At 55.2% G+C, this 21,194-nt stretch carries 31 protein-coding genes and 2 tRNA genes; 9 read left to right on the top strand and 24 right to left on the bottom strand.

All coding sequences use genetic code 11. The annotated features are described in order from the left end of the window. Nucleotides 1-76 precede the first annotated feature (76 nt). From CQ011_RS12130 to CQ011_RS17840, 17 genes are all read right to left on the bottom strand, one after another. Nucleotides 77-1,474, bottom strand: coding sequence for an HNH endonuclease (locus CQ011_RS12130; RefSeq protein ID WP_105677970.1), 1,398 nt, complete (start codon nucleotides 1,472-1,474; stop codon nucleotides 77-79). An 81-nt stretch (nucleotides 1,475-1,555) separates the two neighbouring features. Next, entirely contained in the window at nucleotides 1,556-1,840 is a 285-nt protein-coding gene (locus CQ011_RS12125; protein ID WP_105677969.1) for a hypothetical protein, read from the bottom strand. Next, nucleotides 1,837-2,124: a hypothetical protein gene (locus tag CQ011_RS12120; RefSeq protein WP_105677968.1), complete on the bottom strand. Its 288-nt coding sequence runs from the start codon at nucleotides 2,122-2,124 to the stop codon at nucleotides 1,837-1,839. Before CQ011_RS12120 ends, CQ011_RS12125 begins: the two co-directional genes overlap by 4 nt. Further along, nucleotides 2,117-2,251, bottom strand: coding sequence for a hypothetical protein (locus CQ011_RS18070; RefSeq protein WP_286161180.1), 135 nt, complete (start codon nucleotides 2,249-2,251; stop codon nucleotides 2,117-2,119). Before CQ011_RS18070 ends, CQ011_RS12120 begins: the two co-directional genes overlap by 8 nt. After that, a complete protein-coding gene (locus CQ011_RS12115; protein WP_105677967.1) occupies nucleotides 2,248-2,526 on the bottom strand; it encodes a hypothetical protein in 279 nt (92 codons plus the stop codon). The genes CQ011_RS18070 and CQ011_RS12115 overlap by 4 nt, the downstream gene beginning before the upstream one ends. 85 nt (nucleotides 2,527-2,611) lie before the next feature. After that, on the bottom strand, nucleotides 2,612-2,869 hold the full coding sequence (locus CQ011_RS12110) for a hypothetical protein (protein WP_105677966.1): 258 nt from the start codon (nucleotides 2,867-2,869) through the stop codon (nucleotides 2,612-2,614). Further along, a complete protein-coding gene (locus tag CQ011_RS12105) occupies nucleotides 2,866-3,090 on the bottom strand; it encodes a hypothetical protein (RefSeq protein ID WP_105677965.1) in 225 nt (74 codons plus the stop codon). Before CQ011_RS12105 ends, CQ011_RS12110 begins: the two co-directional genes overlap by 4 nt. Beyond that, nucleotides 3,087-3,380, bottom strand: a complete 294-nt coding sequence (locus CQ011_RS12100; protein WP_105677964.1) for a hypothetical protein — start codon at nucleotides 3,378-3,380, stop codon at nucleotides 3,087-3,089. Before CQ011_RS12100 ends, CQ011_RS12105 begins: the two co-directional genes overlap by 4 nt. Continuing rightward, the gene (locus CQ011_RS12095) at nucleotides 3,377-3,820 is read right to left on the bottom strand and encodes a hypothetical protein (RefSeq protein WP_105677963.1); all 444 of its coding nucleotides are present in this window, start codon (nucleotides 3,818-3,820) and stop codon (nucleotides 3,377-3,379) included. The genes CQ011_RS12100 and CQ011_RS12095 overlap by 4 nt, the downstream gene beginning before the upstream one ends. Then, entirely contained in the window at nucleotides 3,817-4,629 is an 813-nt protein-coding gene (locus CQ011_RS12090) for a Rha family transcriptional regulator (RefSeq protein WP_105677962.1), read from the bottom strand. The genes CQ011_RS12095 and CQ011_RS12090 overlap by 4 nt, the downstream gene beginning before the upstream one ends. Before the next feature lie 52 nt (nucleotides 4,630-4,681). Beyond that, nucleotides 4,682-5,419, bottom strand: a complete 738-nt coding sequence (locus CQ011_RS12085; RefSeq protein WP_105677961.1) for a hypothetical protein — start codon at nucleotides 5,417-5,419, stop codon at nucleotides 4,682-4,684. Between the two features lies 1 nt (nucleotide 5,420). Next, nucleotides 5,421-5,741, bottom strand: coding sequence for a WhiB family transcriptional regulator (locus CQ011_RS12080; RefSeq protein ID WP_105677960.1), 321 nt, complete (start codon nucleotides 5,739-5,741; stop codon nucleotides 5,421-5,423). Next, a complete protein-coding gene (locus CQ011_RS12075) occupies nucleotides 5,735-6,178 on the bottom strand; it encodes a hypothetical protein (protein WP_105677959.1) in 444 nt (147 codons plus the stop codon). The genes CQ011_RS12080 and CQ011_RS12075 overlap by 7 nt, the downstream gene beginning before the upstream one ends. Next, nucleotides 6,178-7,686, bottom strand: coding sequence for a ParB/RepB/Spo0J family partition protein (locus tag CQ011_RS12070; protein ID WP_181148097.1), 1,509 nt, complete (start codon nucleotides 7,684-7,686; stop codon nucleotides 6,178-6,180). The genes CQ011_RS12075 and CQ011_RS12070 overlap by 1 nt, the downstream gene beginning before the upstream one ends. A gap of 44 nt (nucleotides 7,687-7,730) precedes the next feature. Then, nucleotides 7,731-7,958 carry a hypothetical protein gene (locus CQ011_RS12065; RefSeq protein WP_105677957.1) on the bottom strand — a complete coding sequence of 76 codons (228 nt, stop codon included), beginning with the start codon at nucleotides 7,956-7,958 and terminating at the stop codon, nucleotides 7,731-7,733. Next, nucleotides 7,958-8,266: a hypothetical protein gene (locus CQ011_RS12060; RefSeq protein ID WP_105677956.1), complete on the bottom strand. Its 309-nt coding sequence runs from the start codon at nucleotides 8,264-8,266 to the stop codon at nucleotides 7,958-7,960. The genes CQ011_RS12065 and CQ011_RS12060 overlap by 1 nt, the downstream gene beginning before the upstream one ends. Further along, a complete protein-coding gene (locus CQ011_RS17840) occupies nucleotides 8,263-8,409 on the bottom strand; it encodes a hypothetical protein (RefSeq protein WP_181148096.1) in 147 nt (48 codons plus the stop codon). Before CQ011_RS17840 ends, CQ011_RS12060 begins: the two co-directional genes overlap by 4 nt. Nucleotides 8,410-8,564: 155 nt before the next feature. Here CQ011_RS17840 and CQ011_RS12055 point away from each other — a divergent pair, with 155 nt between their 5' ends. Further along, nucleotides 8,565-9,146 (top strand): hypothetical protein, encoded by a 582-nt coding sequence (locus CQ011_RS12055; RefSeq protein WP_105677955.1) that lies wholly within the window; start codon nucleotides 8,565-8,567, stop codon nucleotides 9,144-9,146. 11 nt (nucleotides 9,147-9,157) lie between these two features. On the opposite strand, the gene CQ011_RS12050 is transcribed toward CQ011_RS12055, so the two are convergent. The 3 genes from CQ011_RS12050 to CQ011_RS12040 all read right to left on the bottom strand — a co-directional run bounded on the left by CQ011_RS12050 (nucleotide 9,158) and on the right by CQ011_RS12040 (nucleotide 9,912). Further along, entirely contained in the window at nucleotides 9,158-9,343 is a 186-nt protein-coding gene (locus CQ011_RS12050; protein WP_105677954.1) for a hypothetical protein, read from the bottom strand. Then, nucleotides 9,343-9,549, bottom strand: coding sequence for a hypothetical protein (locus CQ011_RS12045; RefSeq protein WP_105677953.1), 207 nt, complete (start codon nucleotides 9,547-9,549; stop codon nucleotides 9,343-9,345). The genes CQ011_RS12050 and CQ011_RS12045 overlap by 1 nt, the downstream gene beginning before the upstream one ends. 99 nt (nucleotides 9,550-9,648) lie before the next feature. Further along, a complete protein-coding gene (locus tag CQ011_RS12040; protein WP_105678053.1) occupies nucleotides 9,649-9,912 on the bottom strand; it encodes a helix-turn-helix domain-containing protein in 264 nt (87 codons plus the stop codon). 248 nt (nucleotides 9,913-10,160) lie between these two features. Between CQ011_RS12040 and CQ011_RS12035 the strand changes: the two genes are divergently transcribed. The 6 genes from CQ011_RS12035 to CQ011_RS12010 all read left to right on the top strand — a co-directional run bounded on the left by CQ011_RS12035 (nucleotide 10,161) and on the right by CQ011_RS12010 (nucleotide 15,104). Then, nucleotides 10,161-10,799, top strand: a complete 639-nt coding sequence (locus CQ011_RS12035) for a hypothetical protein (protein ID WP_105677952.1) — start codon at nucleotides 10,161-10,163, stop codon at nucleotides 10,797-10,799. Continuing rightward, nucleotides 10,799-11,341, top strand: a complete 543-nt coding sequence (locus CQ011_RS12030; protein ID WP_105677951.1) for a DUF6932 family protein — start codon at nucleotides 10,799-10,801, stop codon at nucleotides 11,339-11,341. Before CQ011_RS12035 ends, CQ011_RS12030 begins: the two co-directional genes overlap by 1 nt. After that, nucleotides 11,338-12,321, top strand: coding sequence for a hypothetical protein (locus CQ011_RS12025; protein ID WP_105677950.1), 984 nt, complete (start codon nucleotides 11,338-11,340; stop codon nucleotides 12,319-12,321). Before CQ011_RS12030 ends, CQ011_RS12025 begins: the two co-directional genes overlap by 4 nt. Nucleotides 12,322-12,414: 93 nt before the next feature. After that, on the top strand, nucleotides 12,415-12,816 hold the full coding sequence (locus tag CQ011_RS12020) for an ImmA/IrrE family metallo-endopeptidase (protein ID WP_105677949.1): 402 nt from the start codon (nucleotides 12,415-12,417) through the stop codon (nucleotides 12,814-12,816). Nucleotides 12,817-12,885: 69 nt separating this feature from the next. Next, on the top strand, nucleotides 12,886-14,331 hold the full coding sequence (locus tag CQ011_RS12015) for a recombinase family protein (protein WP_105677948.1): 1,446 nt from the start codon (nucleotides 12,886-12,888) through the stop codon (nucleotides 14,329-14,331). A gap of 17 nt (nucleotides 14,332-14,348) precedes the next feature. Further along, on the top strand, nucleotides 14,349-15,104 hold the full coding sequence (locus tag CQ011_RS12010) for an MFS transporter (protein WP_105677947.1): 756 nt from the start codon (nucleotides 14,349-14,351) through the stop codon (nucleotides 15,102-15,104). 70 nt (nucleotides 15,105-15,174) lie between these two features. Here CQ011_RS12010 and CQ011_RS12005 read toward each other — a convergent pair whose 3' ends face one another. Further along, nucleotides 15,175-17,007, bottom strand: a complete 1,833-nt coding sequence (locus tag CQ011_RS12005; RefSeq protein ID WP_105677946.1) for a phosphoenolpyruvate carboxykinase (GTP) — start codon at nucleotides 17,005-17,007, stop codon at nucleotides 15,175-15,177. A 319-nt stretch (nucleotides 17,008-17,326) separates the two neighbouring features. Between CQ011_RS12005 and CQ011_RS12000 the strand changes: the two genes are divergently transcribed. Both CQ011_RS12000 and CQ011_RS11995 read left to right on the top strand, forming a co-directional pair. Beyond that, a tRNA-Arg gene (locus CQ011_RS12000) sits at nucleotides 17,327-17,400 on the top strand. Nucleotides 17,401-17,677: 277 nt separating this feature from the next. Then, a tRNA-Arg gene (locus CQ011_RS11995) sits at nucleotides 17,678-17,754 on the top strand. Between the two features lie 53 nt (nucleotides 17,755-17,807). Here the strand turns inward: CQ011_RS11995 and CQ011_RS11990 are convergent. The 3 genes from CQ011_RS11990 to CQ011_RS11980 form a co-directional block, all read right to left on the bottom strand. Continuing rightward, nucleotides 17,808-18,827: a LacI family DNA-binding transcriptional regulator gene (locus CQ011_RS11990; RefSeq protein ID WP_105677945.1), complete on the bottom strand. Its 1,020-nt coding sequence runs from the start codon at nucleotides 18,825-18,827 to the stop codon at nucleotides 17,808-17,810. Nucleotides 18,828-18,909: 82 nt separating this feature from the next. Then, nucleotides 18,910-20,328 (bottom strand): GH1 family beta-glucosidase, encoded by a 1,419-nt coding sequence (locus CQ011_RS11985; RefSeq protein ID WP_105677944.1) that lies wholly within the window; start codon nucleotides 20,326-20,328, stop codon nucleotides 18,910-18,912. After that, nucleotides 20,328-21,143, bottom strand: coding sequence for a carbohydrate ABC transporter permease (locus CQ011_RS11980; RefSeq protein WP_286161187.1), 816 nt, complete (start codon nucleotides 21,141-21,143; stop codon nucleotides 20,328-20,330). The genes CQ011_RS11985 and CQ011_RS11980 overlap by 1 nt, the downstream gene beginning before the upstream one ends. Nucleotides 21,144-21,194: the final 51 nt, after the last annotated feature.

The raw sequence follows: 21,194 nt of genomic DNA, 5'->3' as shown, positions 1-21,194 counted from the left end.
CACACTCCAACCCGCTGAGCATCCATCGAGACGCAACCCCAACAAACGCAATCCGAAGAATCAACATGATCAGGCACTATCTCACTTCTCCATCCAAGTACTCGGCACTGTCCTGGCATTTCCGGCAAGGCAGCTGCAATCCATGAATCTGGCATGACGTGTTCGGTTCATCGACCTGTTGACCCTTGACCCCGTAGTACCTCGATCCATAACGGCCACCAGTAGATACTTCTGGAGCTTCCCCTGCATCGTGAGAGACAGAAGAGTTACAACCAGAGCTTTGATTGTTAGGTACCTGGTTCAAGTCAGGATTCCTCTTTCCTCGTTTACGTCTGGATCTGGATCTTCGAGGCTTAGAGGGATCAGTGGTTACTTCGGGCTGACCTTGGCCAGACCCTGCCCCTAACCCATCCCTGCCCTGCCCTGCCCTGCCAGCCCGTGCACGCGTAGGCGCGCGCCCGTAGATAGCGTTTTGCTCTTTGACCATCGATGCTGGACTCTGCTGACCATCGATGGTCAGCATTTTGGTCATTGCCGCCGGAATATCGGGGTTTTCCTCGGACAGCCAGGCGGGCAGCGATTCCTCATCGTCAGCTGGCTCATCGGCTTCTACAGCTGGTTCCGGAGCGACGTTCTGCAAACCCGAAGGTGAGATCGTCGAGCTCAACGGAGCCGAGGTAGCTGGAGCTGAGATGCTAGCGAGATTGAGCCCAAAGCTTGAGGCAAGATCCTGCGACCCCTGCTCAACAGTCGGTGCCACTGGTTCAGCGTCCGGAGCGACGGTCTGCAAACCCGAAGGTGAGATCGTCGAGCTCAACGGAGCTGATGCAGTTTCACGGACCGGAGCGGGACGCAGGGTCTTGCCTGCTTGCTCTGGGTTTCGTCTGCCCTTTTCCCGGTTGCACTCGGCACAGGACAACACAATATTCCTGACGCCAACAGCAAGGGTTGGGTCGATATGATCCATTTCAGGGCGTTTGTCGCCCTTGCTGGTCTTCTTGAAGACCATATCGCCGCAGTAGCGGCACTTTCCTCTGGAACACTTCGGGAAGTCCTCGGCGTCACGTGCCCACACGGCAGCTCTGATCTTTGGATCGTTGAGCTCCTTGCGTTTGGCTCTCGCCAGGCGCACGTCTTTGCCTTGGTCATAATCGAATTGGAACCAGTCGTGGAAAAGATAATGCCCTTCCTTGACGGGTGGACATTGCTCGCAAGTATGCCCAGAAGCATGCCAGAGATTCACCTCTACCAGCTGACGGGCCAAGAGATCCACTGCTTTATCGTTCAGCAGGATTTTCATTAGCCCGATGCGAGAGATAACTCCATCTGACAACGCCGACTGGCACACACTTCCGGCCATCGTCCACAAACCCAGCGCAGCCACACCTAGCAGGTCATCACTCAGCGCACGCTCGGCGAGCGCGGTGGCTTTCTGATTGACGTGGAGCTGGTCGTCTATTTGGAAAAACGGCATTTCTTTCCCTCCTTTCATGGATCATTAGCAACTTGGTCGGGGCAGGGTTGGCTGGTGGGGCTCTGGGTTGGTGTGTGGTGGTCATGCGGTGACCTCGATGCGGATGATCTGGTCGGGGTGTGCGGAGCGTTCTTCGTATTGGCCGTGCCAGCGGACGCCGATTTTCGTGACGTTGTCGTGGTGGGAGGTGAAGACGATTTGTCCGTAAGCTTTTTTGCTTTTGTTTGCGACGTTCATTTCAACGTGGAGCCCGCGGTGGTCGTAGCAGATCTGACCCATGCGGATCGGTTCCATGTCCCGGACCGGGTCCAGGCGTTGAGGTGCCCCGGTGTAATCGAGTGGACGTACGTTAGGCTGCTCGGTCATTCCGACACCGCTTCGTAAGTTGCTTCGAAAATGTCAGGCTTGCACGGGTAGAACTCACCTTGCACCCCTCGAATGATCCAATCTCCAACCTCTGCTTTCATAGTGCCTTCGAGTGTATGGATGAGCATTCGAGCAGCGGTACCGTCTTCTGGGACGCAGGGAATTACACGGGCAAGTGGCGTGCAAGCCTTTGCCCAGTTGAAAATGTCGTTTCGGTTGGCAACGGATAGCTGCTTGGCTTCAATTTCAACGGGCAGCTTGCGGAACATCTTTGGGTTACTCATGGTTCCTCATCATTTCTTGGTGTCTGGTTTCGGTGTAGCGGAAGAATCGGCCGAGGCCGAGCGCGAAGAGAACGATGATCGCGCAGTACACGGCGACGATGAACGCGATGATTGCTAGGTTGCTCATGGTTTACTCCCATCAACGCCCAAGGCTTCGAGAATGTCTCCAACGGTGTTCACAGTTTCCTCGTTGTCGAGATAGTCGCCGTCAGTGGTCATGCAGAGCGCCCGCACCTTATGCAAGATGGTTGCAGCGGCCATCGTGAGTACGCGCTCATCCTTTAGTTCCTGCTCCGCTACTTCCAACCGTTCAATCAGTGACTCGCTGGTCACGAAAGCGAGCGGGATATTCTTCGCGAGCTGCTCTTTCAAACGAGCTAACGGAATGTCACCGATGATCATTACAAACCCCCAAGAAGTGCTTGAGTGAGTAGCCAAACTGCTGTCAGGCCAGCGAGTACTAGGTCAAATTTCAGGTAGTGGACTTTCATCGTCCGGCCCGGCAGTCTTCGGCAGCCTGGTACTGCTCGGCTATGTGGTGTTGGAAGGACTCTGGGACGTCTTTACCGTCTACCCATGCTTCGCCAGCGATACGGACTGCTGAGTCTGTCCAGTCCATTGCGGTGAGGCAGGATGCTGGTGGCGGGTTGGTGGTGTCCTGGTAGATCACGCCACCGAGGAAACCGCCGGCTATCGCACCGAGGGCTAGCATCGCGGTGGTGATGTGTTTGCTGAGCTTGCTCATGGCTTGCTTTCCTTTCCGGTGATGGTGACTTTGTCGCTTGGTTCGAGGACCTGATTCTCGCCGTCTACGATGACGCAGACATACCGGTTGACGAAGGTCTCGGTCTTGTGGCCGAAGTAGCCGTGGATTACTCCGCACAGGACGCCTTCGGTCTCCGGGAAGCTGATCGTCTTGCCTAGGTCGGTGTTATTTAGCCGACGGGCTTCAATCACCGTGCTCATGCTGCACTCACCAGGTAGCCAGCGAATTTGATTCGAGACCCGCTGTACTCACGGTGGACAAGTAACTTTTCTCCATGCTGTATGGAGACCCACGCCCAGTCCGTACGGTGTTGGAATGCGAATTCGACCAGCTCGTCTGCATCCGTCAGAGCCTCAATGGTTTCTCCGGACTCATGCTCGACATGCTGGCGTACAGCTTCATCAGCACTGTGAGCGTCGGTGGTGCCGGTGACTAGCCACTGGTCGCCGTCTTCGCCCATGGTTTGAACGGTGATGGTTTCGGTGCTCATGATGCGCCTCCTTGCGAGTTAGTGATCTTGCCTCTGAGCTCCCGGATCTTGTCCGGCAGATACCCGAACCAGGTGTCGGTGTCCTCGGTGTTCGGATCGTAGACTTCCACGCAAGGCAGCTGCACTTTCACGCCAAGTTCCGCGGCCGCAAGTTTGAACTCGGCCGGGAGTACTCCCTGCCCGGAGACAACCTCGACGATCCTGTGCGAGATGTCCATGCGTTTCAGTGCACGGAGTGTGTCCGCTGATTCAGCGTTTCTCAGTGGTTCGACGTAGACCCACACTTGGATCGGATCGACCGGCGCCACGACTACTTCCTCCGGTTCGTGGCAGTTGCACTGGCACTCCCCCTCGGAATCCGTGGCGTCGTTCCAGGCACGGCCGTAGCAGGTCTGGTGCTTCATTTCCCGGCAGTCTGCCGAAGTTTCGAAGATGCTCATGATGTTGGCCCCTTTGCCAGTTGGATTGAGTGCATGTCTCTTCTGAGGCCGTTGAGCAGCCTGGTGATGGCCACGGCACCCTGCGCGGTGGCTTTGAGTGTGTGCATCACTTCGCCCTTGAACCGTGGAGCATCATGAGCGAGTACTGCATGGAAGTACTTCTTCTTGTCCGCGGTGGCGCTGTACCGGTAGACCGGCACCGTGCGCCCCTTCTTCTCCGAATACCGTGAAGACTCCTGCTTGTAAATCCACTTCTTATCCACAAGCAGCGCGCGGAGCTGGGTCTCACCGATCTTCAAATCAGATGCGAGCGTGCGCAGACTGATCAGGTCCTCGTCGGCGACGAAGGTATCCACGTAATCAACCTTCGGCGCGTCCTGCTCCACCTTGGACTCCAACGCTTTGACTCGCGCACTGGTGATCTGCAAAGCCTGCGCGACAATGTCATCCTCAGACATCGGCGAGCGCTGGTCGGTGAGCTGCTCGGCCATCTCGTAGAACGCTTGGACGAGTGCGACCTTGAAGTTGACTACTTGTGCCGTGTTCTTCATGAAAGTCATGATGAGTGTTGCCTGTGGTTCATTCAGGAGCGCGACGTTCTTCGATTGTGGTCCTCCGGCGGTTTCGAAGGTACGCACTTCAAATGCGACCCTTCCGAACCTCTCGATTCCATTGGTATGCGTTTTGAGCAGTTGGAGCACTGCGCGGTGCTCGATGCCTGCGCCTTGGGCGATGGTTTCTGATGTGACTGCTAGACCGGAGCCTCTGCTTTCGATGACTGGTCTTCTTGTTTCAAGGGCGTTGTCCATGGTTTCCTCTCACAACGTGGTGGGTTTGTTTTGGGATTAACAAGGTTCGGGTTTAGCTGACGGTGGTCATGCGTGCCGGCAACTCGGCAGCCCAATGCTTTTTGCTCGCCTGGTACTGTTTGGAACTCGCGTTGTCCACGTCCACTGGTTCCGCGTACATGAAGCCGATGAAATATGCCCCGCAGATGACCAGCAGTGAACCTCCGGAGGGAACCGCGGATGCCACGGCCAACTGCTCGCCATAGGTGGTTTGAGCAGACTTGAAAGCACCGAGGCGTTTCAAGTCGAACTTCGTCGGTGGCAACTTCATTGACTCGCGCCGGGCAGACAGTGAGACGCGCTGCCAGATCGCGTCGATATCCTTGCGGATCTGCACCGGAGTGGTGACGCGGAGCGAGTCACCTCCAAAGAGTTGGCCGAGACGGCGGAAGTTGATCGTCGCGACGGTGATATCCTTTTCGCCTGGGCGTTGCTCGGTGGTGAAGCTGACCGAGATTTCAAGCCAGACCTCAATGTCAGCCTTGCCAGGGGCGAACATGCTGATGACGTTGGAAGCGATCTCCGGAGTGAGCGAGAACCGGCCAAGCTCACCGAGCCAATCGTCACGGTCAATCGGGACCCTTGCGATACCGATAGTCAGGCCATCGGATGCAGTGCAGAGCACTTCGCCCTGCTCAAGGATTGACAGGTCGATCGATCTCCCAATCTCGTCATCCTTAGAAGTGACGGTGTGCGTCTTCGTTGCGGCCAACGCTGACCGGAACAAATCCATGGGGACTTTGAATTGCATGTCACGCTGCTTTCTTCTTCTTGAGCATTGCTCTTCGCTGACTCGGGGTAGTTCCCCCGTAGATGCCGTCCTTGAGTTCACGCTTTTCGAGCGCCCAGACCAGACAGTCCAGAGCGACCGGGCAGGCAGCGCAGTACTTCATGCCCTCACTGGTGACGTCCTGAGCCTTACCCGTCTTCGGGAACCACGGGTTGAACACTTCGCCCTTGTCGTCACGCTGGAACTTGTAGTCACGACACTGCGCCTGCTCATGCCAGTCATCCACCTTGGACACCGTGTCCGGCTGATGCTTCACCGTGCTCTCAGAGCTACGAGTTAGCACGGCGGTTCATACTGCGGTCTGCCCTCCAACCGGAGCCGAGCAAGGTTAGACCAACGCATCGCCTCCACCCGCTCACGCGCCTCGTCGATCGCCTCATCACGGTCGTGCATCGTGAACGCGTTCAACATGCCTGCACGATTACGAGCTGGTACCTCGGCCGACTCCCAGATCTTCACCGCCCACACATGCTCACCACGAGCCATGCCAGGCATCATCCTGATCACCGCACGAGGCCACGAAACACTGCCAGCGTCGGCATGCTCGAACGGTTCATAAGCTCGGCTACGATCCAGAAGACGCGGAGACGACGGCACTGAGGTGGGATGCGCGGCCATGGTGGTCTGCCGGCGGATCTCTTCACCGGACAGATGACGCTTGCGCATCACTGCCGTGGCGCCACCGTTGACCGGACCGAGATCAGTTTTTAGGAACGGCATTAGTCGTCACCGCCATCGCAGGTAGGGCACGGTGTGGACTCGTCAGCCGCGATCACCTGATGCTGACCGCAACCACCACAGACCACCTCGGCGCCGACCGGCAGTTCAACATCAATCTCACGGTCTGACTGCTTCGCAGCGAGGCGCATAGCGTCTACTTCGTCGCGATCCGGAATGTAACCGAAGAAGTTGATGAGACGTCGGTACCAGGTGGCCATCGGAGCCCACCGAGCCTGCTTCTCATGCGAGTCACGCTGGTACAGGTTGAATTTATTTGACATGTCCTCGGACACGGCCGCCTGAATCAACGCGTACAAGCGGACTTGCTGACCGAGAGTCAGCCTGAAGACGATGTCATAAGCATTGTTATCCCACTTCTTGCGTCGGTCACTCAGCGTTCCGGACCACTCTCGCTCTTCGCCCTCGGGCTCAGGGAACTCCAACGAGATCACCTCGGCGATCAACCGACGCTGTTCGTGCCGAAGATCCCCCGATTCAAAAATGATCGACGCGAACAGCTCGCGATCCTCGTTATCCGTGAGCGCTTTCTTGTCGCGGATCTTCGACAAAGCGAATACTTGCCGGACTCGCTTTGACTCCGGCAGAGTTCCAGTGAGCCGCCGGAGTAGTTCCTTCTCGGCCTTCTCCGCATCGGAGAGTGCTGCTCGCTTCGGCTTCAACGTCTTAGCCCACCAGGTCACCCCATCGGCATCAACGTCATACAGGTGGCCGGCGGCCACATGCTCCTCGGCCGTCGAATCGGTCGGATCTGTCGTGATCTTGGAGTACTTCCCCGAGTAGCGGTGCTCGTTGTCCAGCTCCACCGCCCCAACCTTGGAAAGCACACCACGGAGTTTCTCACGCTTAGATGCCGCCTGTTCCTGGACGATGACCCGCTCCACCGTGGCTTCGTTGAATCTGTTCCAGTCCTGCGCCGTAGCGATCTGCTCGGTCACCTTCTCGACCAGAGTGGTATCACCGGTTGACTCTTCGAAGTCCTGGAGCTTCTTCATGGCCAGCAAATCCAGCTTGCCGTTGTCGAAGCGTTCCGCCAGCTTCGGCTTCGACGCGAACCCGGCGCGCGGCTTCACTTCGGCCTTCGGAATTGAGAAGTTCCGGGCAATCCATGCCTCGGACTTCCCCTCCGTTAGGAGTCCCTGAATGTTGGTTCCCTGCTCAGCCGTCGTCAGCTTCTTGTGGTTTGTTCCCGTGGTCAAAGCCTCCGAGAACAGTGCTACCTTGGCATCCTTCGGGGTCTCGATGACCCGGCAGATAATGGTTCCCATATCCCCGCGAAGTGCTGCCTGGTATCTTCTGTGCCCACCGAGGATGCGGTACTGACCATCCAACTCAGGATGCGGGTACACGGTGATCGGGTCCATCTGACCCACCGACTTCATTTCCTTCGCCAACGATTCCAAATCACCCATGTCTTCACGCGGGTTAAGTTCGTCCGGATGGACCGCCGATAACGGCAAATCTTGAATGTCTCCCAGATTTTTAGACAAGAGAGCTCTCCCTACTACTTGAAAAGAATGTGAACTGCCAGCGCTCAGCTGGCAGGAGTACGACGTGTGGCGCGGTTAGCTGCGGTCTCGGCGCTGAACCAGTCCAGGCAAGCCACGAGGACCAGCGCCCCGGCGATGATTGCGGTCAGTCCGCTCACGCCGTTACTGAACTGCGCAGTGATACCTGAAACCAAAAGTGCGAAGCCGATCAGTGGAGCCCAGAGAAGCCACATGCGACGGGATGCCAGGCGAAGAATCAGTTCGGCGCTCATCAGCGTCCACCCCCAAGGTGGGACGTTGCTGGCACCGGTGCCGGAATCTCCACGGCAGTGAAGTACGCGCGGTCCGTGCCATCGACATTCAAAAGACCGCGGCCTGCCTCACCCAAATCGCGGAGGTTACCCTTGTCCGCGACGAGCTTCTCCGTCTTATACACCCGACGCATCACTCTGAGCACTGCTTCTGCAGCGACTCTCGGACGGTCAGACTTCGGATACCGAGCCCACTCGACATCGATGACTTCCGATGCACGCAACTGCTTTACCGGGTAAACGCTGACGCGACCCTTCACCTTGCTCACGCTGCCACCTCGGATACATCTGGCTGGGCGACGGTCAACCGCGCACGGGCATAGGCATACTGTTTCCCGGCCTTGTTGATGCAGTCGTCCTTGATCTTCTGCGCCTCGGCGCTGAGTTCTACAGGGTTAGATACACTGGACATTGAAATCACTTCCTTGCTTACCGTTTGATTTGGTTTCACCGCACCCAGCAGCTGTAACTGCTGGGTGCTTCTTATTTGCCCGAAATACGGGACGTAGACCCTCCGCCGATAGGATTCGAGTACCCCTACACGAACCACCTACTAACGGAGGAAACTTGATATTCGCTGCCACGCCAGAGAAGCCCGACGACAGCTGGGTTATCCCAGACTTCGTTCTCCCGATATTCATCGCGTTGCTCATCAGCTTCCTAGTTCCGGCCTTTGTCTCCTGGCTAGGCGAGAGAGCAAAGGGCAAGGCAGATTCCCGAAAAATCCGAATGGAACTCGTCCGAGACTTCATCCGCTCGCTTGCCGAGTACGAAGCCGCGTTCACCCTCGACTCAATGGAAAATGACAAGGCGTCTGAGGAGGCATTCAATTCTGGAGCAAAAAGGTTCAAGGGATACTTCTTCAAGCGTGTTCCTGCGCAAGCCAACGTAAGATCCTGTTGGCGAAGCATCCTGGCACAGACGCAAAATCTAGAAACTGACGTTGTCGAACGCAAAGAACAACTCGCCCTGTTCAGTCGATCCATAGCTTTCATGGACAAGATCACGAGAGAATTAGACCCTAGGGATGTTGAGCATTTCCCAGACGTACTGGGAGATTGGATCAAGAAGGGCCACATGGACTTTGCCCGGCTCGAAGCAAACCTCGACGCCATTACTCCGACTTCGTCTATCCAGCCTGTTGTTTGAGTTCGCATGGGCTACTTTCCCGCCAACCATAGGAAATAAAAGCCAAGCCCAAGGATTGTTAGCAGTAACCCAGACGCGAAGACGGTCAAAATCCAGATGGTCGGAACCAACGTAGCGACCCATGCTGATCCACCGATGCCTACGGCGACGATCACTACCGCTCCAAGAAAACCGAAGAACGCTTCCAAACCACTCACTACGCCACCTCCTTTTCTATTTCTTCGTTCCATGCGTCGTACGCCTTTTCATAGGCCTCGGCCGCTTCCCATCGAGCTTCGAAGAGTTCTCCGTAGCCCGGATCACCGCGCTTAGTGCCATCGAGCTTGGCTATAGCCGTGTCGAATTCCTCTAAGCGGAGTTTCATAGCTGCGTGGAGACCGGCGAGCGCTGGTTGTTGGGTCATGGTGTTCTTTCTTCTTTTTGTCTTTGGTGTTGCTGGTTTGGTGCACCCCCAGTTGGTTGGACCGTTTGGGGAGTTGTTGTTTTTTGCGACCCTCTCGGGTCAAGCAACCTCCAAGTTGCCAGTAATACTTTCCATGCGTACTGGAATATCTTCCACCTTGGTCAAAAAAAGATCGTCAACCCCGACGCCCAAGAATTTTGCAATCCTTAGTGCTGGCTCCGGCTTCAACGTGTCTACATCTCCATTACAGAGACGATTCATGTAACTGTGAGATCTCCATCCAGCCGCATGCGCTACATCCCTACGGGACTTTTCCTGAATCTCCATGATCGTCAGGAGCTTCTTTCGATCTTTGAGTTTCATCCAAAGATCTCCTAACTGCGTTGGGAACTTTACGACCTTCACTGTACTTCCTTTCTTTCCAAGTGTCCAGACAATCATTACATTAAGTGTTCTCTAGTGTCCACTTATCTTTTACAGTTTTCTCATATTCCGCGTGGACTCGGGAATAAGTGGAAGAAAAAAGCTAGAGTTCTTAGTGTCCACGCCTCCTGTTGTCCAAGTGTCCGCGACAGTTGCACTCCGAGTACTCATCCCGAAGGATTACCTCCGTGAACGAATTGCATCCGCTCGGCGAAATGATCCAGGCCGCACAAATGAAGAATGGCTGGTCCACTCGCGATCTGGAACGTGAAGCTGAACGGCATGGCTTGCCGATGAAGCATTCAAACTTCTCGCGGTTGAAGCTTGAACCAGTGATTGCCATCAAGGCGAGCCAGATTCAAGTGCTTTCAAAGGTGCTCAGGCGATCCCCTCAGCTGGTTGCGAAGGCAGCAATGGCCAGCATGGGCGTCGACATGGACAGTCCTGCGATTGATGTGCCGGATGCAATACGTTCCTCAGGTAAATTCAGCGCTCGCGACCAACGGATACTCCTATCCGTAATTGACGTGATGCGCGGGGACGAAAGCGAACACATTGACAGCACAACGATTCTCCACAGCATCCGAGAGCAAGGCCTCGCCAAAGCAGGCGACTGGCATAAAGCCGTACGCCCAGTGGCGCCCACGAGTGACACTAGCCAGGGACAGAAGATCGAGCCCGAGGGCAGCATCACTGAACTCCACGGTGCCGACGCTGAGAAGTACCCGGCGCCACCTATTGAATCTTTAGCAGCACACCCGAAGGTAAAGACCGTCCGTGAACAGCTCGACGAAGAAACCAACGAACGCGACGGTGGGGATCAATAATGTCATTCGGCCTCACTAGCGAATCACTCCGCGACCTGCTCAATGACTACGACGAGCTCCCAGCTGATGACTCCCCCTACACTTCGACACTGGATCAGCTGGAGAAGGCGTTCGTACTCGATGCACCATTCGAAGAAAAGCGACGCTTAATTTTCAAAGCTCTCGCTCTTTACTGCGAGCTGCTCTGGCTGTCCTTCCCCCACGCTAAGCTGTGGGTTAACGGTGGATTCACAACTCATAAAAGATGGGGAGCTCCTGACGATGTAGATGTTTTGGTAGTAATCCCAAATGAAGATTTGGAATTTCTCTCAACTAAATCAATCGCGCCTTTCCTCACACTTGAGAATGCGTCCGCCCCTGGTCTCGAAAAAAGAGTCGACGTCGTTCGCCCTTTTGGTGGTTATGTAGATGGGTATTTCGCGATTGAGTCGAATTCGTACTCGATCAACCAGTGGCATAATCAGTGGAGCCAAGTGAAGATGCCAGACGGTTCGATTCATCCGATCAGGAAAAAAGGATTTGTGGAGGTTGTAAAGCGATGAAGCACAGCGTTGATGAAATCGAGCAGCTCCGCGCTGCCTTGCGATTCTCTTCTGGCAATGAACTCGCCGATTCTATGGCGCGGGGCAGCCTCCTGTCTGGCGTCATACGTGATGATGAAGAACTCCTGAATGTATACGTCCAGGAAGTTGGCCCTCCCCAAGCAGTTCTTGATCTTCATTTGGAAGGATCTGGAGTTAGCGGACACACGACAAACGCTTTGAGCTTTGGCAAATTTGTTTCCGGTATAGCGGAGGCCGTCAAAGAAACAGTGAAAGCCTCTCTCGGTAAACAACGCTTAGCCAGTGACTTACTAATAGAAGGTCCAGGACAGGGCTCAGTCCGCCTGGTATTGCGAGTCCCTAATCCTGACGATGTCCCATCAAATAAGTCCGATAACCACGAGGACCAAGACGCGCTAGACGCTCCAAGTACAGTCCAGTCAGAAGCACTGCGGACGATTAGCCAACTATTGAACCTAGCTTCTGTCGATGATGATGCCGTTGATACTGCTTTGGACATCCGAGTTAGCAAGTTACCTGTAGCCGCTCGCACCAAACTCAACGGCGCCATGGAACAGGCATTGGCAGCTAACTGGGATATCCAAGGGAACATCGAACAACGTGTCCATGGCAAGCAAAATGTAACCCTCCCCAAACGTGGCGCAGCTAGGTTGAAAGTCGCACTCACGGCGAATGAGAAAAAGACTGATGTGATGACTATGCTAGGCAACTTCGACGGGTTCAAGTACTCCACTGGCACGGTTTGGTTCATCCCCCAAGAAGGACCGAAATTTTCAGCTGCAGTCGACAACGACGATCTTTTGCACCGAGTTGCCGCGGCGGCTGCCGATTCCAACTTCCTTGTTTCAGCACAGTTTGAAGTCATCACAATCCTCAACTCCACTAAGTCTTCTGAGCTACGCAAAAGCCGTCGGTTGCTCTCCATTGACAGAGCTCCCGAAACGAACACTCTATTCTGATAAGTTTTTGCTCTTGTATCAGAGGCAACAGACAATTTATAGATTCGGATTGTCACATTAGGTCTAGCTTTCAATCAAACATATGTTCTAGGAATGCAGAATGTATGGGGCATGCTGCGCTCACTCGCGCACGTAGCAATTATTTGGACTAGACCACACCCGGAAGTAGTGGCAGCGACGGACGGTCGTCGGATCTGGATTGATCCAGCGCTGACGACCGCCGAGCAACGATGCTTCCTGGCACACGAAGCAATCCACATCAAACACGGGCATTCCGACTGTCAATCGCCAGCCGTCGAACGGCAGGTCTGTCTTGAAGTTGCGCGTTTTCTCGTCACCTTTGAGGACCTACAAGCGGTAGCTGGTTGGTCGACCTGCCCGATCGTCATGGCCGAAGAACTTGGCGTCACCGAGCAAGTACTTCTTGACCGCTTCGCCACACTAGATGGCCAGCAGATCATGACTCTCTGGCCACCAAGTGAGCACATCGCCTAACCACTGATCCACATTCCGTGATCAGTCGCGCCCAAAGTAGAAGACATCTCCACCACAGGAGTGATTCCGATGAATCCACAAACCACCCCACGGCCGCGCGCCGTCCTCTACCTACGCCAATCCGTGGCCAAGGAAGAATCAATCAGCCTCGAGGTCCAAGAGGATGCAGGCCGACGCTACGCCGCCCAGGCAGGCTATACCGTCGTCGCTGTCGAAGCAGATCACGGCATCAGCGGACGCACCTGGAACCGGCCAGCAGTGCAGCGCGTCATGACCATGATCGAGTCACAGCAAGCCGACGTGATCATTCTCTGGAAATGGTCGCGCCTCTCCCGTGCACGCCTTGACTGGGCTGTGGCCATCGACAAAGTAGAAACCGCCGGCGGCCGTATCGAATCAGCAACCGAGCAAGTAGACGTGAGCACTTCCACCGGACGCTTCGCCCGCGGGATGCTCGCAGAATTTGCGGCGTTCGAATCCGAGAGGATCGGTGACACCTGGAAAGAAGCCCAAGCACGCCGAGTCACCCAAGGTCTACCCACCCACGGTAAGCGCAAACTCGGGTACGACTACGACCGGAACGCCGGCTACACCATCAACACTGGCGAAGCCGCGATCATCCGAGAATGCTACCGACGGTTCATCGCCGGAGACAGCGTTCAAGTACTCTGCGACTACCTAGAGACCACAGACATGGCGCCAGTAAAAGCGAGCAAGCCCAACACCACCGGACTATGGCACACCAAGTCCCTACGCTCCGCGCTGGACTCCCCCTTCATGACCGGCCACATCATCTACAAAGGTGAAGTCCACGCCGGAGCCCATGAACCGCTCGTGGATCCAGAACTGTTCGAGGCTTACCAGGTTGCACGCAAACGACGACACCGGGCACCGAACAAATCAATGACCGATTATCCCTACTCTGGAATGCTGTACTGCGGAATCTGCGGGCACAAGTACTCCGGAGGACGAGTCGGAGACGACACAGTCTCGGCCTACCGGTGCGATGGCTACGGAAGCTACCGGCTACACAAAGGCGGGTATGTCTCCACCCAAACTCTGAACCAAGCAGTCCTTCCATGGATCACCGAGCTGGCCACGCAAATCAATCAGGCAGCCGAAGCCAACCACACCGAGCTACCCCACCACGACCCCACACCCAAACTACGGCGAGCGCTGATGAAGGTGGAGGGTCGGCGTGATTCTTTGACCACCAGGTTGTTGGATGGGTTGGTGCCTGGGGATGTGTATGAGCGGATGCGTGATCAGCTGGCCGGTGAGAAGGCTCGGTTGGAGGATCAGTTGCGAGATGCTCGGGTTGCTTCGGTTGCTCGGCCGGCCGCGATGGACGCGGATCTGCTGGGTCAGTGGGAGGTGTTGCCGGTTGAGCGTCGTAAGGCTATTCTTCGGGAGCTGGTGAAGGGTATTGTGGTGACTCCGCAGCGTCCGCGTTCTTTGGTTCGGATTATTGCGAAGTGGGATTCTGAGGAGCTACCAACCAAGAGTATGGGTTAGGACTTTTCGCCCCAGCCGTGGCACCCCTTCTAGGGGCCAATTTGGGCGCACTGGGAGGATTCCGTCTGGTGTTATGGGTGTTGGCCGCGGCAGCACTACTGATGGTTGTCGGCGCACTGGTGATCTATCGCGAAACACACGCTATTTCGGCGCGCTCCACCGGCAACTTTTTTGCACCACTGAAGGTAGCTCTGAGTCGCCGACGTTTTGTCGGTTATTTGGTCCAGTTCGGCTTCGCATTTGGTGCCATGATGGCCTATGTTTCCGCATCACCCTTCCTTTATCAGACGGTGATGGGGTTGCGCGCTCAAGACTATGCGCTGTGCTTTGGTATCAACGCGGTGGGACTAATCCTCTCCGGGCTAGTTTCCGCACGCCTGGTGGGTCGCGTTCCGCTGCGCCGGACCATTACGGTGGCCTTGAGCGTACTGCTCAGTTCCGCTGTCCTGCTGTTAGTACTGGCGCTGCTCCAGGTGCGTAGCCTGCTTCTCGCTGCGGTAATTTTTGTGTTCGTCTCTGCCATCGGTTTCACCATGGGCAATACCACCGGGCTGGCGCTAAATGAGGTCCGCGAAGTTTCTGGCTCTGGCTCTGCTCTGCTAGGTGCCGCGCAGTTCCTCATTGGCGCTTTAGCCACGCCGCTAGTGGGTCTGTCCGGGGCCGGTTCGGCGCTAGCCTTTGCACTGACCGCCCTGGTCAGCGCTTTGATCGCATTTGGCGCACTAATTTACACCTCGGACCGGTTCCATCCCGGCAGCACGGCATCCGCTTAGTTCTTAACGACAAAAAAGATCCTTTGGGTACCGAAAGTGCGGTTCCCAAAGGATCTTTAGTGAGTCAGGCTTAGTCGTTCAGTCGAGCCTTCAAACCATCAAGCTCTGCACGCAGCGAGGTTGGTAGCGCGTCACCGAAGTTTGCGTACCATTCTTCGATGCCCTCGACCTCGGTGGCCCATTCGTCCTTGTTGACCGCTACTGCGGCTTCAACGTCTGCCGGGGTGAAGTTCTCCAGACCACTGATGTCCAGGGAATCACCGGTCGGCACGTTGCCGATGATGGTTTCCTTGGCATCTGCGGTGCCTTCGATACGCTCGATGGCCCACTTTAGTACGCGCGAGTTATCGCCGAACCCTGGCCATGCGAATCCACCTTCTGCATTGCGACGGAACCAGTTGACCAAGAAGATTTTTGGCATTTGCTCTGGGTTGAGCTTCGCCGAAATCTTGTCCCAGTGGTTGAGGTAATCGCCAGCGTTGTAACCAATGAATGGCAACATTGCCATTGGGTCGCGGCGGATCACACCGGTAGCACCGGAGGCGGCAGCGGTGGTCTCCGAGGACAGGGTTGAGCCCATGAAGATACCGTTGGTCCAGCTGCGTGCCTCGGTGACCAATGGAATGGTGGTCTTACGACGTCCACCGAAGAGGATCGCGTCGATCTTCACACCGTTAGGCGAGAAGTAATCCTCGGAGAGCATGTCGACCTGGTCGATTGGGGTGCAGAAGCGCGAGTTAGGGTGCGCTGCCGGACGGCCGGACTCAGGAGTCCAGTCATTGCCCAACCAGTCGATAAGGTGTGCCGGAGTCTCATCGGTCATACCTTCCCACCACACGCCGCCTTCGTCGGTCAACGCAACGTTGGTGAAGATTGAGTTGCCCTTGGTGATCGCACGCATGGCGTTCGGGTTGGTGGACCAACCGGTGCCAGGTGCAACACCGAATAGGCCGTACTCCGGGTTCACACCGCGCAGCTCGCCATCCTTGCCGATACGCATCCAGTTGATGTCATCGCCCAAAGTTTCGGTCTTCCAGCCGTCAATGGTTGGATCCAGCAGAGCCAGGTTGGTCTTGCCGCAAGCCGATGGGAAGGCCGCAGCAATATGGTAGGCCTTGTTCTGTGGGCTGATCAGCTTCAAGATGAGCATGTGCTCAGCAAGCCAGCCTTCATCACGAGCCATTACAGAGGCGATACGCAACGAGTAGCACTTCTTACCCAGTAGTGCGTTGCCGCCGTAGCCCGAACCGTAGGACATGATGGCGCGGTCTTCCGGGAAGTGCACGATCCATTTGTCTTCGTTGCATGGCCAGGTCACATCTTCCTGCCCTGGCTCAAGCGGCGCACCGACCGAGTGCAAGGCTGGAACGAAGAATGCTTCTTCGGCTTCCATCTTGCGCAGCACTTCATTACCGATCTTGGCCATGATGCGCATCGAAGCGACGACGTAAGCCGAGTCGCTGATTTCGACACCGTAGGCTGGCTCATCGGCGTTCAGTGGGCCCATGACGAATGGGATGACGTACATGGTGCGTCCGCGCATCGAACCGTCAAACAGTCCGTTGAGCATCGACTTCATCTTTTCTGGGTCTTCCCAGTTATTAGTGAAGCCTGCGTCTTCTTCCTTCTTCGAGCAGATGAAGGTGCGCTCTTCGACTCGGGCCACATCTTTGGGATCCGAGGCGCCAGCGTAAGAATTTGGGAAGTTCGGGTCGGTCAACTTGACCAGCGTGCCTGCCTCAACCAGTTCGGCGGTCAGACGGTCGTTCTCCTCAACGGACCCGTCGACCCAATAAACACGATCGGGCTTCGTCAGTGCGGCAACTTCTTCAACCCAGGCTGCCAACTTTGCGTGCGTGGTTGGTGCTGCGTTGATAACGTTCTGATCGGAGCTCGTGCTCATTATCCATTCCCTCCATTGGGCTGAATTTGTCAATAAATCAAGGCTAGGGGTTGAGAACCAATCAATTTGTGTGATCCAATCCTCAGCAACGAGCAAATGTGAGAATCGGTAAGATAAATTTCCCGAAATTTCGGGGGTTTTAGTATGAACAATACCCTTTTACTGTGACCAAGGACACGTATACCGGTACCCTTTTGAATTCTTCACATAACCTTCTGTTCATCTACCTTCGGTAGGTTCCGGTGTCGATTTGTCGGGATTGAAATTCCTCTGTATAGTTATTTGAGGTTCGTGAGAGCGAAACAAACTAACTAAATATGCGCCCATAGCTCAGCTGGATAGAGCGCCTGTCTACGGAACAGGAGGCCGGGGGTTCGAATCCCTCTGGGCGCACAAAAAAATCAAAGGCTCCACTTCGGTGGAGCCTTTGCTCGTTAACTTTCGCGCTCCAGGATATGCATTCTGGCAGCCGGCACCAATCCACCCAATGATGGCTAACTGTTGACCAAAAGTCACCGCACCACACTTCTCCCTTTGCCGGTCAGCCTCCATTTATAGAGCTAGAATGACGTTTTTGTGAATCACCGCACTTTGCCATCAAATGGTTTTTTCTGGCAGAAAATCTGGTGTAAAGTTACTGGAGTCGTCAAGGCGACAAACAATTGAATATGCGCCCATAGCTCAGCTGGATAGAGCGCCTGTCTACGGAACAGGAGGCCGGGGGTTCGAATCCCTCTGGGCGCACCAAAAAAATTCCCACTCAATCGAGTGGGATTTTTTGTTTAAGTACGTGCACTTATTTAGACGCCGTGGGATCCACGCAAAATAAGTTTTGTGGGCATGATGATTCGCTCGGGCACAGATTCCCCATTGATTCGTTGGACAACTACCTCTGCCATTTTCGCTCCCTGCTCCTCTGCATTCTGCGCCACGGTGGTCAGTGCAGGCGAAGCATTTCGCGCAAATGAGTCATCATCGATAGTCGAAATAGCAATGTCACTTGGCACCAACAGTCCGGCATCAGCGATTACCTTCATCGCGCCAAAGGCCATCTGCGCGCTGGCAGCGAATAGCGAATCGATTTTTGCTCCGCTTGCCAACAATTCTCGCATGGCACTTTCGCCACTATCGGGGGTGAAATCACCGACTGCTACTGGGCCAGCGGGCAAACCCGCTTCTTGGACCGCTTGTTCAAAACCTCGTTGGCGATCAATAGCGGCACCCATATTTTGTGGTCCGGAAATCGTTGCTGGATGTTTCCGCCCGGTTTTTAACATCGCGTCGGTTGCCTTGCGGGCAGCTGCAGCATTATCTACGTCGACAACAAAGACGTTTCCGTTTTCGTTACTCATCGGACGGCCACCGAAAACCAACGGCAATGAGCCGGCCAATTCGCTATAGGAACTATCGTCGGCGTGATGCGAAAGTATTAACGCACCATCAACATTTCCGCCACGCAAATACCTGCTGGTTTTTGCCGGATCTGATTCCGTGGCAATGAGCAAAGAAAGCGTGAATTCTGTAGTGCTCAGATACATTGCAGCACCTTGAATCACCGAGGCGAAATATGGGTCTGCGAAAAATTTGGCAGTGCTCTCCGGGATCACCAAAGCTATGGAATTAGTCCGCCCCTGCGCCAAAGAACGAGCCGCCCGGTTGGGAACGTAGTTTAGTTCCGCGATGGCTTTCTCCACCGCGCGCACGACATCTGCTTTGACCTTGTCAGAACCGTTGACCACGCGTGAAACGGTTGCTCGTGAAACTCCTGCGCGCTCGGCGACGAGTTCCAGCGTTGGCTGTTGTTTACGTGGTTCGGGCATCGTGACTTCTTCGCGGTAGCTGGGTTATTCCTTATTACTAGTGTGTGGTGCGTGGCGCTTGACTAAACGCCACGCACCGATGCTATGCCATTGTACGGTTGGCTGCGATCAGTCCTGCGTAGGCCCGACCACTGTCCTTAATAATGCGCTCCTGCGTTTCATAATCAACATAGATAATGCCGAATCTCTTCTGATACCCCCAAGCCCATTCGAAGTTATCCAACAATGACCATACGAAATACCCGCGGACGTTCACCCCGTCCTCGATTGCACCCGCGACGGCGTCCAGATGGTCAAAGATGTAGTCGCAGCGTTCGGTGTCTGCCACTATTCCATCCGACGACAACTCATCGGTGTAAGAGGCTCCGTTTTCGGTAATATACAGCGCTGGAAGATCCGCATAATCAGCATTCAACCGGTTCAACAGCACCCGCAGACCCTGCGGGTTGACCTCCCAACCCATAGCGGTACGCGGTAAGTCCCGGCTCGGGAAAGTCACGTATTCACTGCCCACAAAGGGTGAGGATTTAGGAGCGTCGGTGGGCACGACAGCCTCAGGAGCATCGCCTATCAACGGATGTCCCGAGACATTGTCATCGTGATAGTGGTTCACACCCAAAAAGTCGATGGGCTGGTGGATGATTTCCAAGTCACCTGGCTGGATAACTTCGGCCAGTCCCAGTCCGGCGACATCTTGTAAAAGATCCTCAGGATATGAACCGCGGAGCAACGGATCTAAGAACATCCGGTTCCATAGTGCGTCAATCCGTCGTGCCGCTTCTAAATCCACGGGATCAGTAGGGTCGTTGGGCACCGCATTGGTGAGGTTCAGGGTGATACCAAGTTCTTGCGCACCAAGTTCACGCAATCGCTGCGTCGCAAGCCCATGGCCCAGATGCTGATGGTGCACCGCTGCCAAAGCCGCCGCCGGTTCTTGGCGTCCAGGTGCGTGCTCGCCTGCGGCATATCCAATAAGTGAAGAGCATAAAGGTTCATTAAACGTCGTCCAGTGATTCACCCGGTCACCGAGCTTTGCATAGACCGCTTCGGCATACTCGGCAAACTTATAGGCGGTGTCTCGGTTGGTCCAGCCACCTTGTTCTTCAAGTGCTTGGGGCATATCCCAGTGGTAAAGAGTCAGCCACGGCAGGATCCCGTTCTCCAACAGTTCGTCTACCAACCGTGAATAGAAATCGAGACCTTCGCTGTTAACGCTTCGCCCTCCTGGAACGATGCGGGCCCAGCTGGTGGAGAATCGGTAGGAGTCTAGGCCGAGCTCGCGCATCAGCCCCACATCTTCCTGATACCGGTGGTAATGATCCACTGCTACTTTGAGATTATCTCCTCCTGCAATGACCCCTTCTTTTCGTGCGAATGCGTCCCAGACGGAGTCTTCTTTACCGTAGCTGTGGCTCGCTCCTTCGATTTGCGCGGCCGCGGTGGCCGAGCCCCAAAGAAATTCTTTAGGCCAAGCAAAGTTTTCAGATAGATGTTTCGTCATTAGCCCTTTACAGCTCCTGCCATAATTCCAGATACAAGTTGTTTGCCCGCCACTACGAATAGCAATAACAGCGGGATGGTGGCCATCAAGGCTCCGGACATCACAATCGTGTAGTCCACGTATTTTGCAGATTGCAGTTGGCTCAGGGCCACCTGCAGGGTGGGGTTTTGTGGTGCTACCAGCATTGGCCAGAGATAGTCTGTCCATGCGGTCATGAAAGTGAAGAGCGCCAGAATAGCCATTGCTGGGCGCGCCGCCGGCACTCCCACATGCCAGAAGGTTCCGATCATGCTCGCCCCGTCAATACGGGCGGCCTCGATCAGTTCATCGGGCACTACGTCCACCAAATATTGGCGCATGAAGAACACACCGAAAGCGGTAACCAAGGTGGGGACCATAACCGCCCCTAGCGAACCGGTCCAACCGAATTCCTTCATGACCATGAACAGCGGAATAATACCCAGTTGCGTTGGGACGGCCAGAGTCGCGATCACGAAAACCAGTAACCCCTGTCGCCCACGGAAACGCAGCTTAGCGAATGCGTATCCGGCCAAGGTGGAAAACGTGACCACCGAAAGGGTGATGACCGAGGAGACGAGGATGCTATTTGCTAGAGCTCCCCAGAAATCAATGGTGTTAAAAACCTCGGCAACATTTTTCCAGAACGCGCCGCCAGGTAACAGCGGTGGGTAAGTTGAGGCGAACACCGCTCCTGTATTTGAACCGATCAACAGCGAATACCACAATGGGTAGGTGCTGCCCAGGAAAAATGCGATCAATAAGCCATAGGTAAGAAATCCAGGACGTCGGTCCATCGAGAAATTTTTACCTTTGGCGCCAAACTTTTTAGCTGCCGTAGTTTTAGC

Origin of the sequence: Arthrobacter sp. MYb213, assembly GCF_002979915.1 — a bacterium.
Classification (GTDB): Bacteria; Actinomycetota; Actinomycetes; order Actinomycetales; family Micrococcaceae; genus Glutamicibacter.
Note: the sequence above shows the minus strand (reverse complement) of the source record. Positions and strands in the feature narration are given on the sequence as shown.

What these genes read in the sequence shown, in the direction of transcription:
- CQ011_RS12130 (WP_105677970.1), bottom strand. Translation starts at nt 1,474, where the DNA reads ATGCCGTTTTTCCAAATAGACGACCAGCTCCACGTCAATCAGAAAGCC.
- CQ011_RS12125 (WP_105677969.1), bottom strand. Translation starts at nt 1,840, where the DNA reads ATGACCGAGCAGCCTAACGTACGTCCACTCGATTACACCGGGGCACCT.
- CQ011_RS12120 (WP_105677968.1), bottom strand. Translation starts at nt 2,124, where the DNA reads ATGAGTAACCCAAAGATGTTCCGCAAGCTGCCCGTTGAAATTGAAGCC.
- CQ011_RS18070 (WP_286161180.1), bottom strand. Translation starts at nt 2,251, where the DNA reads ATGAGCAACCTAGCAATCATCGCGTTCATCGTCGCCGTGTACTGCGCG.
- CQ011_RS12115 (WP_105677967.1), bottom strand. Translation starts at nt 2,526, where the DNA reads ATGATCATCGGTGACATTCCGTTAGCTCGTTTGAAAGAGCAGCTCGCG.
- CQ011_RS12110 (WP_105677966.1), bottom strand. Translation starts at nt 2,869, where the DNA reads ATGAGCAAGCTCAGCAAACACATCACCACCGCGATGCTAGCCCTCGGT.
- CQ011_RS12105 (WP_105677965.1), bottom strand. Translation starts at nt 3,090, where the DNA reads ATGAGCACGGTGATTGAAGCCCGTCGGCTAAATAACACCGACCTAGGC.
- CQ011_RS12100 (WP_105677964.1), bottom strand. Translation starts at nt 3,380, where the DNA reads ATGAGCACCGAAACCATCACCGTTCAAACCATGGGCGAAGACGGCGAC.
- CQ011_RS12095 (WP_105677963.1), bottom strand. Translation starts at nt 3,820, where the DNA reads ATGAGCATCTTCGAAACTTCGGCAGACTGCCGGGAAATGAAGCACCAG.
- CQ011_RS12090 (WP_105677962.1), bottom strand. Translation starts at nt 4,629, where the DNA reads ATGGACAACGCCCTTGAAACAAGAAGACCAGTCATCGAAAGCAGAGGC.
- CQ011_RS12085 (WP_105677961.1), bottom strand. Translation starts at nt 5,419, where the DNA reads ATGCAATTCAAAGTCCCCATGGATTTGTTCCGGTCAGCGTTGGCCGCA.
- CQ011_RS12075 (WP_105677959.1), bottom strand. Translation starts at nt 6,178, where the DNA reads ATGCCGTTCCTAAAAACTGATCTCGGTCCGGTCAACGGTGGCGCCACG.
- CQ011_RS12065 (WP_105677957.1), bottom strand. Translation starts at nt 7,958, where the DNA reads ATGAGCGCCGAACTGATTCTTCGCCTGGCATCCCGTCGCATGTGGCTT.
- CQ011_RS17840 (WP_181148096.1), bottom strand. Translation starts at nt 8,409, where the DNA reads ATGTCCAGTGTATCTAACCCTGTAGAACTCAGCGCCGAGGCGCAGAAG.
- CQ011_RS12045 (WP_105677953.1), bottom strand. Translation starts at nt 9,549, where the DNA reads ATGACCCAACAACCAGCGCTCGCCGGTCTCCACGCAGCTATGAAACTC.
- CQ011_RS12040 (WP_105678053.1), bottom strand. Translation starts at nt 9,912, where the DNA reads ATGAAACTCAAAGATCGAAAGAAGCTCCTGACGATCATGGAGATTCAG.
- CQ011_RS12030 (WP_105677951.1), top strand. Translation starts at nt 10,799, where the DNA reads ATGTCATTCGGCCTCACTAGCGAATCACTCCGCGACCTGCTCAATGAC.
- CQ011_RS12025 (WP_105677950.1), top strand. Translation starts at nt 11,338, where the DNA reads ATGAAGCACAGCGTTGATGAAATCGAGCAGCTCCGCGCTGCCTTGCGA.
- CQ011_RS12020 (WP_105677949.1), top strand. Translation starts at nt 12,415, where the DNA reads ATGCAGAATGTATGGGGCATGCTGCGCTCACTCGCGCACGTAGCAATT.
- CQ011_RS12015 (WP_105677948.1), top strand. Translation starts at nt 12,886, where the DNA reads ATGAATCCACAAACCACCCCACGGCCGCGCGCCGTCCTCTACCTACGC.
- CQ011_RS12005 (WP_105677946.1), bottom strand. Translation starts at nt 17,007, where the DNA reads ATGAGCACGAGCTCCGATCAGAACGTTATCAACGCAGCACCAACCACG.
- CQ011_RS11990 (WP_105677945.1), bottom strand. Translation starts at nt 18,827, where the DNA reads ATGCCCGAACCACGTAAACAACAGCCAACGCTGGAACTCGTCGCCGAG.
- CQ011_RS11985 (WP_105677944.1), bottom strand. Translation starts at nt 20,328, where the DNA reads ATGACGAAACATCTATCTGAAAACTTTGCTTGGCCTAAAGAATTTCTT.
- CQ011_RS11980 (WP_286161187.1), bottom strand. Translation starts at nt 21,143, where the DNA reads ATGGACCGACGTCCTGGATTTCTTACCTATGGCTTATTGATCGCATTT.